12 protein-coding genes are annotated in these 14,125 nt (G+C 73.5%); 7 read left to right on the top strand and 5 right to left on the bottom strand.

The annotated features are described in order from the left end of the window. Positions 1-55: 55 nt before the first annotated feature. The 3 genes from LCN96_RS34875 to LCN96_RS34865 all read right to left on the bottom strand — a co-directional run bounded on the left by LCN96_RS34875 (position 56) and on the right by LCN96_RS34865 (position 2,517). Positions 56-487, bottom strand: a complete 432-nt coding sequence (locus LCN96_RS34875) for an RDD family protein (protein WP_225266686.1) — start codon at positions 485-487, stop codon at positions 56-58. 162 nt (positions 488-649) lie between these two features. Next, on the bottom strand, positions 650-1,348 hold the full coding sequence (locus LCN96_RS34870) for a hypothetical protein (protein ID WP_225266685.1): 699 nt from the start codon (positions 1,346-1,348) through the stop codon (positions 650-652). Then, positions 1,345-2,517, bottom strand: coding sequence for an AI-2E family transporter (locus tag LCN96_RS34865; protein WP_225266684.1), 1,173 nt, complete (start codon positions 2,515-2,517; stop codon positions 1,345-1,347). The genes LCN96_RS34870 and LCN96_RS34865 overlap by 4 nt, the downstream gene beginning before the upstream one ends. Positions 2,518-2,700: 183 nt before the next feature. Here LCN96_RS34865 and LCN96_RS34860 point away from each other — a divergent pair, with 183 nt between their 5' ends. The 6 genes from LCN96_RS34860 (at position 2,701) to LCN96_RS34835 (ending at position 12,527) form a co-directional block, all read left to right on the top strand. Next, complete coding sequence (locus LCN96_RS34860) at positions 2,701-2,850, top strand: hypothetical protein (protein WP_225266683.1); 150 nt, start codon at positions 2,701-2,703, stop codon at positions 2,848-2,850. A gap of 316 nt (positions 2,851-3,166) precedes the next feature. Next, positions 3,167-5,629, top strand: coding sequence for a helix-turn-helix transcriptional regulator (locus tag LCN96_RS34855; RefSeq protein WP_225266682.1), 2,463 nt, complete (start codon positions 3,167-3,169; stop codon positions 5,627-5,629). Positions 5,630-5,837: 208 nt separating this feature from the next. Then, positions 5,838-8,018, top strand: coding sequence for a LuxR C-terminal-related transcriptional regulator (locus LCN96_RS34850; RefSeq protein WP_225266681.1), 2,181 nt, complete (start codon positions 5,838-5,840; stop codon positions 8,016-8,018). A 93-nt stretch (positions 8,019-8,111) separates the two neighbouring features. Beyond that, the gene (locus tag LCN96_RS34845) at positions 8,112-9,572 is read left to right on the top strand and encodes a hypothetical protein (protein WP_225266680.1); all 1,461 of its coding nucleotides are present in this window, start codon (positions 8,112-8,114) and stop codon (positions 9,570-9,572) included. A 130-nt stretch (positions 9,573-9,702) separates the two neighbouring features. Next, positions 9,703-11,916, top strand: a complete 2,214-nt coding sequence (locus tag LCN96_RS34840) for a cation transporting ATPase C-terminal domain-containing protein (RefSeq protein ID WP_225266679.1) — start codon at positions 9,703-9,705, stop codon at positions 11,914-11,916. A 62-nt stretch (positions 11,917-11,978) separates the two neighbouring features. Next, on the top strand, positions 11,979-12,527 hold the full coding sequence (locus LCN96_RS34835; protein ID WP_225266678.1) for a hypothetical protein: 549 nt from the start codon (positions 11,979-11,981) through the stop codon (positions 12,525-12,527). Between the two features lie 190 nt (positions 12,528-12,717). Here the strand turns inward: LCN96_RS34835 and LCN96_RS34830 are convergent, their stop codons facing one another. Next, positions 12,718-13,140, bottom strand: coding sequence for a DUF7144 family membrane protein (locus LCN96_RS34830; RefSeq protein ID WP_225266677.1), 423 nt, complete (start codon positions 13,138-13,140; stop codon positions 12,718-12,720). Positions 13,141-13,334: 194 nt separating this feature from the next. On the opposite strand from LCN96_RS34830, the gene LCN96_RS34825 reads away from it, so the two are divergent. Beyond that, complete coding sequence (locus tag LCN96_RS34825) at positions 13,335-13,583, top strand: hypothetical protein (RefSeq protein ID WP_225266676.1); 249 nt, start codon at positions 13,335-13,337, stop codon at positions 13,581-13,583. A 41-nt stretch (positions 13,584-13,624) separates the two neighbouring features. Here the strand turns inward: LCN96_RS34825 and LCN96_RS34820 are convergent, their stop codons facing one another. Next, a complete protein-coding gene (locus tag LCN96_RS34820) occupies positions 13,625-14,110 on the bottom strand; it encodes a DUF6069 family protein (RefSeq protein WP_225266675.1) in 486 nt (161 codons plus the stop codon). Positions 14,111-14,125 lie beyond the last annotated feature (15 nt).

Below are 14,125 nucleotides of genomic sequence, written 5' to 3'. Positions count from 1 at the left end.
AAAGGCTGGAGGAGAGCGTAAGCGCTGCCGATCCACGGCACCGGTGACCCACTGGTCACCGGGCCGGTTTGCGTACCACGACGGTGCCGAACACCAGGTCGTGCATCGCCCTGCGGTGTGCCTGCACCAGCACCAGCACCATACCGACGAACCAGACGGGGGCGAACAGCAGGCCGAGGCCGGCCCGCAGCGCCGCCCGGAGCAGGCCCACCCGGCTCCCGTCCGCGCGCCTGACCATGATCGCCAGGACGAGCCCGCCGAGCGTCTGCCCGGTCGCCCACCAGGCGAGCGAGAAGTAGACCAGGGGCAGTGTCGCCCCCGCGATCTGGAAGCCGGAGGTGAACCACGAGGGCGGCGTGCCCGCCAGGGACTGCCACATCATCGGCGGGCCGAGCACGGCGATCGGGGTCACGACCGTGAGGGCCGCGGCGTCGATCAGCACGGCCACCATGCGTGACACGATCCCGGCATAACAGGGCGATGCCATCCTTACGTCGCCGTCCCTTACGTCGCCATCCTCGACGTCGCCGTCCTCAACGTCGCCGTCCTCAACGTCGTCATCCCTTAACGTCGTCATCCTTCACGCCATCCCTTGCGCCGCCGTCCTCGTGCCGTCGTCCTCGTGCCGCCGTTCTTATGTCGCCTTCCCTCACGTCGCCGGCCCGCCGCGGCGCAGCCGCTGGAAGGCGGCCTCGGCCCGGTCGTCCGCGCCGGCGATCTTGGCCTGCAGCTCGTCGGCCATCGAGGCCATGACGCTGCGCCCCTGCGCGGCCACCATGGCGCGCAGCCGCTGGTCCGCCACCAGGTCGCCGACGAGGGCGGGCACCGCCTGCTCGCGGATGTGCGGCAGCACCGCGTCGATGACCGTGGGCGAGAGCGTCTCGGCCGCCTGGCGGACCGCCCGGGTCACGAGGCCGCCCAGCAGCGAGCGGGGCGATCTGGTGGCCGACTCGCCGACCTTCTCGCGCAGCCAGGCGGCGGTCTGCCGGCTGCTGCCCATGATGGCGTCCTCGCCGCGTTCGGCGGCGGTGGCGATCACCTGGCGCAGCCAGGGTGCCGGCAGGCCCGCCACCTTGCGCACGCCCTCCGAGCACTGGCCGATCAGCCGTTCGCCGGCCTGCGCGCCCTGGGCGAGCAGGCCGACGGTCACGTTCACGGCGGGTGGCGTGGGGTCGGGCAGCAGGTGCAGGCGCTGGCCGGCGTTCACGGTGCCGGCCAGCACGATGCGCGGCATCGAGGGGCGCTCCTCGCCGCCGTCCACCGTTTCCGGGCCGGCCTGTGGCCCCGCCGAGGCGGCGCCGCCGTCTCCCGGCCCGGCCGTCCGGGCCTCACCCACGCGCTCCGTCATCGCGTCCTCCCCTCAGGGGTGACCGGCTCGTCCTGCCGCTGGTCGCCGTGCCGCTGGTCGCCGTGCCGCTGGTCGTCGTGCCGCTGGTCGTCAAGCCGGTGGTGGTCGTCGCGTTCTCGCAGGTCGTGCTTCTTGATGAGGCGCGCCAGGTCGAGCGCCAGCGCCGTCACCGGTACGGCCAGCATCACGCCGGCCAGCCCCGCCAGGATCCCCGCCAGAACGGTGACGAGCAGCACGACCATCGGATGGATGCGCAGCGCGGCGCCGAACACGAACGGCGCGAGCAGGTTCTGCAGGGTGCCGTTGGCCAGCAGCACCACGAGCAACATCCACAGCGCGGTGCTCACGCCACCGGAGCCGAGCGCGATGAGCACGGTGAACGCACCGGAGACGAACGCGCCGGCGTACGGGATGTACGCCCCCAGGAACGTGGCCAGCGCGATCACCCCCAGCGCGGGCACCCCCAGGATCAGCGCGGCGCCGACGATGAGCACGGTGTTCATCAGGGCGATCAGCGTCATGCCCAGGAAGTACCGGCGGATGATCCCGGCGGCCCGCACGACCGCCTCCCGCCCGACGTCGGCGGGCACCGGCAGGAACCGCACGGTCGCGGACGTCATCAGCCCGGTGTCCTTGAGCATGAAGAACACCAGGTACAGCCCCAGCGCGAGGCCGACCACCAGCTCGACCAGGGCGGCCACCCCGCCGGCCAGGCCGCTGAGCAGCTGGGTGACCAGGGTCGGCAGCGCCTCGGAGAAGGTCTGGCGCAGGTCCCCGGCCTGCTCGGCCGCCATGCCGAGATCGCGGGCGAGCTGCTCGGCCCTGGCCCAGGCGACGTCCAGCGCGGCGCCGATCGACTGGAGCTGGCCGCGCAGGCCGACGACCAGCACGACGCCGCAGAGGGCCGCCGTCACCAGGACGGCCAGGCAGCAGAGCGCCGCCGCGGCGGGCCGCGGCATCCGCCGGGCGGTCAGCCGGTCGGCGAGCGGCGCGATGACGACGGCGATGGCCGCGGCCAGCAGCAGTGGCAGCAGCAGCGGCCGCAGCACCTGCAGCACGAACAGCAGGACGACGACGCCCAGCGCGAGGCCGGTGAACAGCCACCCGGCCACGCCCGGCGCCTCCAGGCGGGACCGCACCGACGGCCGCGAGTGGCTCGTCTGTCTCATGCTGGTGGTCATATCCCGGCTCCCGGCAAACGGTGGCTAACGATGAACGGTGCGGCGGCGTCCGCCGGACAGCGACCCCCGAATCTCCGATGTCCTCTCCGCAGAGCCTGGCCACGCGCGCGGGTGCGCGCATCACCCTGCGTGGGTGATGGGCGGGTGGGGATGGCCCCGGATGATGCCCCCATGAGGAGACAGAAGAAGAAGAGCCGGCGCGGCCTCCTGGTCGCCGCAGGAGCGGGTGCGGTGACGGCTGCCGCCGTCGTCGTCAATCTGGCCCGGCGCCGCCACCACCACAACGGCCCTGCTCCGGCGCCCAAGGGGCAGGCGGGCTGATCGGCGTTCCCTATCGCCTGAGGCCCAGGGAGTCGTCGCGGCCGGGTAGAGCCCGGCCTCACCCGGGTGAGCCCGCCCGCGCGGGCTCACCCGGGTGAATTCGCCGCCGGGGTATCCAAGAAATGCCTGAAACGCGCCTAATGTCCAGACGCAAGCTGATCCCTTTCGGGCAGGGGTGAGCTCCATGGCGCGGATCAAGTCGGATGCGGATGTTCTGCCGTACAAGGTGGTCATTCCACAGCCACCACCGTGGCTGATCGTTCGTCGCAGGATCGTGGACCGCCTTCGCCGAGGCGTCCAGGGTCCTCTCACCGTGGTGACCGGACCTCCGGGCACCGGCAAGACGATGGCGGCGATCTCGTGGGCCACGTGCGGTGCCGCCCCGGGCCCCATCGCCTGGGTCACCCTGCAGCGGGGGGCCGAGCGACCTGAGGTCTTCTGGCCCATGGTCCTGTCGGCCTTCCGGCGGGCGGGCGTGGCGGTGAGCGGTGACGGCGACCCGGTCGCCGCCCTGGCCCTGCACCTCACCGAGCGGGCTCAGCCCGTGGTCCTGGTGCTGGACGACCTGTCCCTGCCCGCCGACTGCGAGGTGAACCGGGACCTCGGCCGGCTGCTGCGCGACACGCACGCCTGGCTGCGGCTCGTCGTGACGGCGCGGCAGGACCCGCCGCTGCCGATGCGCCGCTACCACCTGGCCCAGGAGCTCACCGAGGTCGGGGTCGAGCAGCTCGCCTTCTCCGAGCGGGAGACCGAGCAGCTCCTGGCGCAGCACAAGGTGAGCCTGTCGCAGGCGTCCCTGCGGACGCTGCTGGCCAGGACCGAAGGCTGGGCCGCCGGGCTGCGCCTGGCCGCGATCTCGCTGGAGGGGCATCCCGCCCCTGACGAGTTCGTCGCGCACTTCGCCGGGGACGACAACTCCGTCGTCGCCTATCTGATGGAGGAGGTCCTGGACGCCGAGCCCGAGGACCGGCGCCGCCTGCTGCTGGCCACCAGCGTTCCCGAGCGGATCAACGCGGAGCTGGCCACCGAGCTGGCCGGGCCGGTGGCGGGCCGGGCGTTCGCCGCGATGGTCCGCGACAACGCCTTCGCCATGCGCCTGGACCAGGGCTGGTACCGCTTCCACCCGATGTTCGCCGACGCGCTGCGCCTGATCCTGCGGCACGAGGCGCCGGGCCACCTCGCCGAGCTGGACCTGCGCGCGGCCTCCTGGTTCGCGCGCACCGGCGACGTGCACGACGCGGTGTGGCACGCCGCCCGCGCCGGAGCCTGGCCCTACGCCGCCAGGCTCGTCGTCGACCACCTGGAGATCGGCCGGCTGCTCGGCCTGCGGCCCGACCACGTGCTCGGCGAGAGCCTGCGGGCGATGCCGGAATGCGCGCCGCAGCCGGAAGGGGCTCCCGAGCAGGCCGTGGTCACGGCGGCCATGGCCAGGGCCGGCGGTGACGAGGAGACCTGCGCCGCCGCCCTGGACACGGCGTCGGCACTGATCGGCCGCTCCCCGGCCGCCGCGTCCCCGGCCCTGCGGCTGGCCATCGGGCTGGTACGGCTGGCGGACCCGCAGCCGCGCGACCCGGACCTGTCCCGCAACCTCACCGAGGTGGAGGGCCTGCTGCAGGAGACGCCGGCGCACTCCCTCGACCAGCATCCGGAGGTGGAGGCCCTGGTCCTGGCCGCGCGCGGGTCGCTGGAGCTGCGGCAGGGGCGGCTGCACGAGGCCGTGGCGGCCCTGCGCGCGGCCATCGAGCCGGCCACGCGGGCCGGGGGAGAGTGCCTGTACCGGCAGTGCCTGGGGCAGCTCGCGCTGGCCGAGGGGCTGCGCGGACGCCCGGCGCGGGCCTGCGAGCTGGCGGCTCAGGCGGAGCAGCTGCCCGAGGCCGGCCCGGCGGGCCGCCGGGGGGCCGCATCGCATCTCGCCTCGGCGTGGGTCGCGCTCCAGAAGGTGGAGCCGGCCCGCGCCAAGCAGGAGCTGGCCAGGGCCCACGCGGCCGTCCGGCAGTGCCCCGACGCGGTCATGGCCGGGCTGCACGCGCTGGTCGGCGCCCAGGCCAAGCTGCTGGAGGGCCTGCCCCGCCAGGCTCTGGAGGAGACGCGCCAGGTCACCCAGGGGCCGCAGTGGCTGCGGCGGCGCCTGCTGCTCCTCCAGTCGGAGGCGCACGCGCTGCTGGGCGAGACCGCCGAGGCGCGGGCGTGCGCGGAACGCGCCGGGGACGCCGACGACCTGCGCAAGCCCCTGGCCCTCGCGCTCGCCGCGCTGAGCGCGGGACGGCCGGAGGAGGCCGTGCGGGCGGTGCACGCGGTGCTGGCGGAGCCGGGCCTGGTGCCCGTGGACGTCCGCCTGGACGCCCTGCTGCTGGACGCCCGGCTGGCCTACCAGGGCGGCGATCCCTCCCGTGGCCGCCGGATGCTCGATCGGGCGTTGCGGCTCGGTGACCGCGAGCAGGCGCTGATGCCGTTCGCCCGCTCGAAGCCCTGGTTGCAGCCGCTGCTGCGGCACGACCCGTACCTGGTCAGGCCGTACCTGCGGTTCCTGGCGCGGCTGCGCCTCACACCGGAGAGCGGCGAGGAGCGGCTGGACGCCACCCTGTACGGCCGGCTCAGCGCCCGCGAGCTGGACGTGCTGCAGCACCTGAGCAAGGTGATGACGACCGAGGAGATCGCCGCGCAGATGTACGTGTCGGTCAACACCGTCAAGACGCACCTGAAGAGCATCTACCGCAAGCTCGCGGTCACCCGCCGCGCCGAGGCGGTCCGCCGGGCCAAACACCTCTCACTCGTCTGAGGCCGGAAAGGTGAAAGTGTCTGCCCGATTTGTGGGTGAGTTGTGATGGTTGACTGTTTATAGATCACGGCAGAAACTCCGAACAAGGACACCGCAACCGGAGCATCGAATGCGCAGGTGGTTCCGCGAGAAGGCACGAGAGGCGATCACCTCCACCGGTACCCGCCCTCTTCCCGCGCTGGTCGGGCTCTCCGCGGATGTGCGGAGCGTGGTGCCTGCAGTACACCCCGAATGGACGCGACGACCCGCTCTGCTGCGGAAGCTGGACGGCGCGCGCGGCCGGCGGCTCGTCCTGGTGTCCGCGCCCGCGGGATCCGGGAAGTCCGCCCTCGTCGCCCAGTGGCTGGCGGCGGATCCCGACCGGACCGCCGCCTGGGTGACGGCCGACCGCCGGCTCAACGCAGGGGACGCCCTGTGGGACGCGCTGACGAACGCCGCGCGCACGGCGCTGCCCGGCATGGCGGACCTGCCCGCCCAGCACCGGGGGCCGCCCCTGCCGTACCTGCTCAGCGCCCTGGCCGCGCTGGAGCACCCCGTGGTGCTGGTGCTGGACGACCTGCACACGCTGGAGGACCCGGAGTGCCTGCGCCTGCTGGAGGTCTTCATCGACCACCTGCCGCCGACCACGCAGCTCGTGCTCGTCACCCGTGCCGAGCCGGTGCTGCCGCTGCAGCAGTACCGCGTGGCCGGTGACCTGCTGGAGCTGCGCATGGCCGATCTGGCCTGGACGCGCGAGGAGGCGGCCACGCTGATCCGCCGGCTGTCCGGCATGCTGCTGCGTGACACGGACCTGGACCGCCTGCTCGACGCCACCGAAGGGTGGACGATCGCGCTGCACCTGGCGGCGCTGTCGTTGCGGATCTCGGCCGATCCCACCGCGTTCGTGGCCGAGTTCGGCGGTACTCACCGCATGATCGCCGACTACCTGCACGAGGAGGTGCTGGGCACGGTCGCGCCCGAGCTGCTGCGCTTCCTGTGCCGGATCTCCGTCCTCGACCGGTTCACGGCGCCCCTGTGCGACGCGGTGGCCGGCACCCCGAACGCCGTGACGCTGCTGCAGGTCATGGAGCGGGCGAACCTGTTCCTCGTGCCCCTCGACGAGCATCGCCGCTGGTACCGCCTGCACCACATGTTCCGCCAGACGCTGCGCGCCGACCTGTCCGACACCGAGCAGGACGCGGTCGCGCAGCTGCACCTGCGCGCCAGCGACTGGTACGCCGCCCACGGCCTGATCATGGAGGCGACGGAGCACGCCCGCGAGAGCGGCGCGGAGGGGCGCGTCGGCCGCCTGTTCGAGGCCAACTGGATGGAGTACATCAGCACGGGACGGCTCGACCTCGTCCAGAGCTGGCTGGACGCGACGGCCGCCGCCCGCCGCGACGGCGATCCCGTCACGGCGGTCTGCGCCGCCTGGCTGGCCGCCCTGTCCGGCGACCGCGCGGCGACCCGGCACTGGCTCCGCATCGCCGCGGCGCTGCCGCACCGGGGGGCGCTGCCGGACGGGTCCCCCTCGCTGCGCTTCGCGGTCAACCTGATGGGGGCGCTGTTCGGGTACGACGGCGTGCCCGCGATGGTGGAGTCCGGCTGGATCGCCTGCGAGCTGGAGGTGGACCCGACGTCGCGGTGGTACGCCCCCTCCCGGGCGGGGCTGGCGTACGGGCTGTATCTGATGGGGGACAGCAAGGGGGCGCTGGAGTTCGCGGCGGAGGCGGCGCAGAGCGGCGCGGGCTGGCCGCCGTTCCGGATCCTGTCCCTGTCCGTGCTGGCGCTCGCGCTCTGCGACCTCGGGCGGGTCGCGGAGGCGGGCGAGCCGGCCAGGGCGGCGTACGGGCTGGCCGAGACCAACGAGTACAGCGGCTCGCCGTACGCGGCCCTGCCCGCCTCGGCGCTGGGCACCGTGCTGGCCCGCGAGGAGCGGCACGCGGAGGCCAGGCCGCTGCTGGAACGCGCGCTCGCGCTGCGCGCCGGCGCGGTCGGGCTTTCGGGCTGGCCCACGCTGAACCTGCTCACCGCACTCGCGGAGACCTGCCTGGACGCCGGGGACCGGGGGACCGCCAGCGCCTACCTCGTACAGGCCAGGCACCTGCTCGCCACCGAGCAGGACAGCGGCGAGCACCTGCGCACCAGGCTCGCGCACATCCACGCCCGGCTCACCCGCCTGCTGCCCGCCGACCCCGCCCAGGGCACCGCGCTGACCGACCTCCTGACCGTCCGCGAGCAGGCCGTCCTGCGGCTGCTGCTGGAGAACCTGTCCATCCGCGAGATCGGCCTGCAGCTCTTCGTCTCACCCAACACCGTCAAGACCCACACCCGATCCATCTACCGCAAGCTCGGGGTCACCTCCCGCGCGGAGGCGGTCCAGCTCGTCCGCCATCTCAGGCTCCTGTGACCGCGCGGGGGTCACCCGGAAGATGTGAAGGCGGGCGGCCTCAACGCGGTCAGCATCCTGCCCAGGCCCTGTACACCGGTTGGGGAGGTCGCGATGCCCGGCGAAGAAGCACACCTCGACTCCGCTGCGCCACCCTCGGGTCCTCCCGCCCAGGTGAGCGAGCCGCCGGAGACCGACGAGCTGGAGCGCCTGCGTGCCGAGGTGGCCGAGCTGCGCGGCCGGCTGGAGGACCGCACGCGGCGGCACCGGCGCGCGCACCTCGCCCGCCGGATCATCGCCGCCGTCCTGGTCGCCGTGGCGGGGTTCGGCGTGGTGTGCTCGGCCATCGGCCTGTGGGGAGCGCGCACCACGCTGGACACCGAGCGCTGGGTGGCGACGGTGCAGAGCCTGCCGGAGCACCCCGAGGTGACCAACGCGATGGCGACCTACCTCACCGACCAGGTCTTCACCGCGCTGAACGTGGAGCAGCGGCTCGCGGAGGTGCTGCCGCCGCGGGCGACGTTCCTGGCGGGCCCGGTGACCGGCGCCGTCCACGGCTACACCAAGGACCTGGTGACCAGGTTCATGGGCACCGAGCAGTTCCGCGAGTTGTGGACCAACGCCAACCGGTTCGCGCACGCGCAGATCCTGGCCATCCTGGAGGGCCGCAGCCAGACGGTCTCCGTGTCGGGCAGCACGGTGACGCTCAACCTGCTGCCCGTGGTGAACAACCTCCTGATCACCATCGAGCAGCGGCTGCCGACCATCTTCGGCAAGCGACTCGACCTGCCTGTCCTCACCTCCGGGGCCATCCCGCCCGGTCTGCGCGAGCGCATCCAGACCGCCGTCGGCGTGACCCTGCCCGCGGACTTCGCGCAGATCACCATGTACGACCGGCCGATGCTGGGACAGCTGCAGGAGGCGATGCTGACCTTCAAGCGCACGGTGGTGCTGCTGATCGCCGGCTCCCTGCTCGCCCTCGGCCTGGCCCTGTGGATCTCCCCGTACCGCCGGCGCACGCTGCTGCAGTGGGGGCTGTGGCTGTCCATCTCCGCGGTGGTCCTGACCAGCGGGCTGCGGGCGGTGCGCGACCAGCTCCTCGGCCTCGTGCCCGACGGCGTCTACCGGCAGGGGGTGTCCGTGGCGGTCCACGACATCTTCACCGAGCTGCGTACCTGGGGGACCTGGCTGCTGTGGGCGGGCATCGTGATCGCGGTTGCGTGTTACCTGGCGGGGCCGGGCCGCGTCCCGGTCTGGCTGCGGCGCAACGGGGCGAAGGGCCTGCGCGACGGCTGGGGGGCGCTGCGTTCCGCCGGGACGAACGTGCGGCTGCGGACGTGGACCGGACGCCACCTCGACGTGCTGCGGGTGGGCGGGATCGTCGTGGCGGCCGTCGTCGCGCTGATCCTGTCGTCGTGGTTCTCGCTGCTCGTGGTCGCCCTGCTGCTGGTGGCGTACGAGGTGCTCGTCACCCTCCTGGCGCGTGGCGCGCCGCCGGGCGAGGAGGTCCCGGCGGGCGCGGACGGGCAGGAGCCGGCCGGCCGGGGTGTCACGGCGGCGCCGGTGCCGCACTGAGCGCCGCAGTAAGGGTGAGGACGCCTGAGGGAGAGACCGAGGTGGCGGAAAAGATCTGCGCGCGGGCTCCACAGCGCCGCTTTCCTGGGCAACCATGAGGGAGCCAGGACGGACGTCCCGGAGGGGGGTCATGTTCGCCTTCAGAATGTCCAGGGAAGCGGGCTCCGGCCCCTTCCTGCTGATGGGACTACGCGCGCAACGGGCCCTGTGCTCGCCACCGGTGTACGTGGTCATCGCCGCCGGCCTGCTCGCGGCCTGGTCGGAGGACCTGTGGGCCGGCGCGGCGATGCTGACCGTCGTCACCATGGCGGTCGTGCACATCTGGGCCCTGGACAGGCGGGTCGCGGCCACGATCGCCCCCCTCGGGGTGCCTCCCGTGATCACTCCGCTGACCAGGGCGATCACCCGCTTCCGGCTCCTGACGGCGCTGGTCATGCTGGTGGCCGCGGGCGCCCTGATCGCCGCGGGGACGGTGTTCGGGCTGGAGACGTCCGCCGTGCGTACCGCCGTCGCCGTGCTCATGATCGTGTGCGTGCCCTGGGAGCTGCCGTCCATCGTGGCGGCCGCGCTGGCCACGGGGGCCGTGCGCATGGCGCACGGCCGGACGCTGGTGCGCCGGCCCGCCGCCGTGGAGAAGCTGGGCGCGACCACGGTCGTCTGCACCCGCAGGGCCGGCCTGCTCACGCTGGACCGGGCCTACGTCACCACGGTGGTCGCGGGCGGGCGCGGCTACGAGGTGACGGGAGCCGGGTGCGACCAGGGTGAGATCACGCTGGCCGGGGTGGTGGTGGGGCCGGGCGAGAACCTGGCGCTGGACGCCTGCCTCCAGGCCGGGCTGAGCTGCAACGACGCGCGAGTCGTGGAGCGGGAGGGCGTCGCGTCCGCCGTGGGCGATCCCACGGAGCGCGCGCTGCTGGCCAGCGCCTGCAAGCTGGGCCTGGAGAAGGTCTCGCCGCGCGTCGCCACGCTGCCCCACACGCCGGAGCAGCTGTTCATGGCGACCCTGCACGAGCCGGTCGGCGACGAACCCGCGATGGTGTACGCCAAGGGCGCCGTCGAGCGCGTCCTGTACCTGTGCGCGGACCGGCTCGGCGCCGACGGCCAGGCCGGCGAGCTGGACCGGCGCGAGATCCTGGACACCGCGCGGTGGCTGACCCGCCGCGGGCTGCGCGTGCTGGCCTTCGCCTCCGCCCCGGCCGGTCCAGGCCAGGCGGAGCTGACGGAGCGTTCCCTCCCGCCCCTGACGTTCCTGGGGTTGCAGGCCATGCACAACCCGGTGCTCACCGGGGCGCTGGAGGCCGTGCGGGGCTGCGAGGCCGCCGGGGTGCGGGTGAAGATCATCACCGGTGACGACGCCGTCACGGCCCGGTCCAGCGCGGCCTGGGTCGGGCTGTCGCAAGAGGCGCTGAGCGGCGCGCAGCTGGCCGACCACCGCTTCGGCGGGCCGGTGTCGCTGGACCGGGCCACCGTGTTCGCACGCCTGCGGCCCGAGGAGGAGCGCCGGCTGGTGCAGGTGCTGCGCAGCCACCACCACGTGGTGGCCGTGATCGACGGCCAGGCGGCGGGAGCGGGGCGCGGGCAGGCCGACGTCGGGGTCGGCACCTGCCTCAGCGACGAGGGCGCCGACGTGGTCCTGCCCGGCGGCACGTTCGCGGCGGCGGCGGCGGGCATCGCCGAGGGCCGCGCCGCCCTGGAGAGCGCCGCGCGCTACACCGGCTGCGCGCTCGTGTCCCGCGTGCTGGCCTTCCTCCTGGTGCTCGCCGTGCTGCTCGGCCTGGACCCGCCGGTCGAGCCCGTTCACCTGCTCTGGCTGTACCTCGCCACCACGATGGGCCTGATGATCGCGCTCAACGCCGAGCTGCGCACGCGCGAGCCGGCGTTCCGCCCGCTGCCGGGACGGGTCAGGCCGCCGCTGGCCCCCGTCCGCATGGTCGAGACGCTCCTGGTCGCGGCCGTGCTGGCCGTTCAGGCGTGCGCCGTGTCCGCCTGGGCGCTGACGCAGGACGCCGGGCCCGCCGAGGCGCAGACGGTGGCGCTGACGTCCACCAGCCTGGTGGTGCTCGCCCGCTCCTCGGCCGCGCTCTTCCTCACCCCCGGCGGCGTGCGCGCCGGCCCGTACGACCGGCGGGCCGTCGTCGCGCTGCTGGCCATGGTCGCGCTCCAGCCGGCCCTGGTCTACGTGCCCGTGTTCAACCGGCTGTTCGCCACCGCCCCGCTGGACCTGCCGTTCTGGCCGTTGATCATCGGCGCGAGCGCCGGCGCCTGCGGCATCATCGCGGTGCTCACGGAGCTGGTCCGCCGCGGCACGCCACCCGCGCGCCGCCAAGTCATCCTCGACGGGTGATGACCGTCCCGCCCCGTCCTCGGCACGCTGACCGCACCGACGACAAGCAGAGGAGGGCGGACATGGCGATCGGACCCGTCCAGCTCATCGTGCTGGGGTTCAACCATCCCCAGTTCCACGGCGAGATCATCGCCGAGCTGGAGCGGCTGCGGAAGAGCGACACCGTGCGCGTGATCGACGCGCTCGCCGTCTACAAGGACAAGGCGGGCGAGGTCGAGATCGAGCACCTCAGCAACCTCACGGAGGAAGAGGCGATCGAGTTCGGCACCAAGATCGGAGCCCTCATCGGGCTCGGCATCGAGGGTGAGGAGGGCATCGAGGCGGGCGCGGTGGCCGGCGCCCAGACCGTCCAGGAATCGGGCCTGCACGTGATGCCCTCCGACGAGGAGGTCTGGGACGTCCTGGAGGAGATCCCCAACGACAGCGCGGCCGCGCTCCTCCTGCTGGAGCACCACTGGGCGGTCCCGCTGCGGGACGCCGTGCTGCGGGCGGGCGGCTTCCGCATCAGCGACGGTTTCATCAGCCCCTTCGACCTCATCGCGCTGGGGCTGCACACGGCGGAGGAGGCCGAGCGGCTGGCGGCCCTGGAGCAGTCGAGTGACGGGAGGTAGGGACATGTTCGGAGCTCGAAGGGTGGCCCGGCGCACCGGGCGGCGCACGGCCAGGAGAGTGAGCCGTCGCCGCCGGTGACGGTCCGCCCCGCTGACGACCCCTGCTGACGACCCTGCTCAGCATGTCGCCCGGCCCGCCGGTGGTGATCCGGCGGGCCGGGCGCTCGCCTTGAGTGCCGGTGGGGCGGGGTCAGCCGTCCGCGCGGTACGGGCGCGTGTAGACGGACAGGGCCCAGATGACCGTGACGTACAGGGCGATCAGCGCCGCCGACCACAGCGGCCGCACGGGCAGGTCGAGGAAGTTCGCGAGCGCGCCGATCGCCGCGAGCAGGATCCCGGCGGCGCGGGCCGGGCCCACCCCGGCGAAGATCCCGAAGGCGGCGAGCCCGACCAGGACTCCCAGCACCAGATGCACCCAGCCCCACGTCGCCGGATCGGCGAGCAGGAGCCGGTGCTCGGTCATCAGATAGGTCTCACCGTTCACGAGCGCGGCGATCCCGGTGACGACCTGGAAGATCGCGATCATCACCATCACGCACCCGGCGAAGGCGGCGATCCCCAGGGCCCAGTTGTCCTTGGCGGTCGCCGGGATCGGCGCGTGGTCCTCAGTCATGAGCCCACCTCCCCTGCCGGTCAGCCTCGCGCGGCGGAGCCGGGGACACATCACCTCGTGAGGGTGAAGCCGACCGCCCATCTGTCGCGGTTTCATCCGTAGCGGGTGATTCGGGCTGGTTGCGACGGGCCGGATACTGCGGCCATCGACGGCACGGCCGAGCGTTCCCGGCGGGCACGAAGCAGGGAGGCACCATGGAGCTACTCCTCCAACTCATCGTCCTGGGCACTGTTGTCTGGTGGCTGTCGCGGACGGCCCGGCGCATGTGGCGCAAGCGCCACTCCCCGCCGCCCCCCACGGGCGCGCACGACGCCGGTGTCTGGGTGAACCCCGTCCGCTGGGCCAGGATCGTGGCCGAGCTGGAGGAGGACGAGCGGAAGGGCGAGGCGCGCCAGGACCGGCGCTGGGACGAGCGGCGCCGCGGATGGTTCGGCGGGCAGTGACGCGGCGGCGGTGACGCCGCTGTTCCTGCCCGCCGGTGCCGTCACTGCAGGGGCGGTGGAGCGGGCTCGCCCGGCCGGATCGTGTGGTAGCCGACCTTGGGCAGCAGCGTCACGATGACGAGCCCGACGGCGAGGTTGGCGAAGCCCGTGAGGAGCTGGTCGAGCAGGGGTGCCTCCACGGTGAAGGGCAGGACGGAGCAGGCCACCGTGATCAGCCCGATGATCCAGCCGAAGTAGGCCAGTGGCCGCGGTGTGAGCGCGACCATGAGCTGCAGGATCAGCGTGGCGATGAGCGCTCCCGCGCCGGCGGAGATGACGTACAGGGTCGTGCCGGACGCGCGGGTCAGCCCCCTGCTCTCCGGGGTCAGCAGCTCGGCGTTGAAGACGGCCCGCGCGATGAGCACGGCCACCCACGCCACCAGCGCGGCGACCATGGCGGTGGCCAGGCCGCCGCCCCAGAGCCGGCGCAGGTCGATCACGGGGGGAGGGGGAGAGGAGGGCGCGAGCTGCGATTCTCCGTCGTACATCGAGTAAGCCATCGT

Source organism: Nonomuraea gerenzanensis (assembly GCF_020215645.1).
Taxonomy (GTDB): domain Bacteria; phylum Actinomycetota; class Actinomycetes; order Streptosporangiales; family Streptosporangiaceae; genus Nonomuraea; species Nonomuraea gerenzanensis.
The sequence above is the reverse complement of the archived record's forward strand: the minus strand, read 5'-3'. Positions and strand labels throughout refer to the sequence as shown.

What these genes read in the sequence shown, in the direction of transcription:
- LCN96_RS34875 (WP_225266686.1), bottom strand. Translation starts at nt 487, where the DNA reads ATGGCATCGCCCTGTTATGCCGGGATCGTGTCACGCATGGTGGCCGTG.
- LCN96_RS34870 (WP_225266685.1), bottom strand. Translation starts at nt 1,348, where the DNA reads ATGACGGAGCGCGTGGGTGAGGCCCGGACGGCCGGGCCGGGAGACGGC.
- LCN96_RS34865 (WP_225266684.1), bottom strand. Translation starts at nt 2,517, where the DNA reads ATGAGACAGACGAGCCACTCGCGGCCGTCGGTGCGGTCCCGCCTGGAG.
- LCN96_RS34860 (WP_225266683.1), top strand. Translation starts at nt 2,701, where the DNA reads ATGAGGAGACAGAAGAAGAAGAGCCGGCGCGGCCTCCTGGTCGCCGCA.
- LCN96_RS34845 (WP_225266680.1), top strand. Translation starts at nt 8,112, where the DNA reads ATGCCCGGCGAAGAAGCACACCTCGACTCCGCTGCGCCACCCTCGGGT.
- LCN96_RS34840 (WP_225266679.1), top strand. Translation starts at nt 9,703, where the DNA reads ATGTTCGCCTTCAGAATGTCCAGGGAAGCGGGCTCCGGCCCCTTCCTG.
- LCN96_RS34835 (WP_225266678.1), top strand. Translation starts at nt 11,979, where the DNA reads ATGGCGATCGGACCCGTCCAGCTCATCGTGCTGGGGTTCAACCATCCC.
- LCN96_RS34830 (WP_225266677.1), bottom strand. Translation starts at nt 13,140, where the DNA reads ATGACTGAGGACCACGCGCCGATCCCGGCGACCGCCAAGGACAACTGG.
- LCN96_RS34825 (WP_225266676.1), top strand. Translation starts at nt 13,335, where the DNA reads ATGGAGCTACTCCTCCAACTCATCGTCCTGGGCACTGTTGTCTGGTGG.
- LCN96_RS34820 (WP_225266675.1), bottom strand. Translation starts at nt 14,110, where the DNA reads ATGTACGACGGAGAATCGCAGCTCGCGCCCTCCTCTCCCCCTCCCCCC.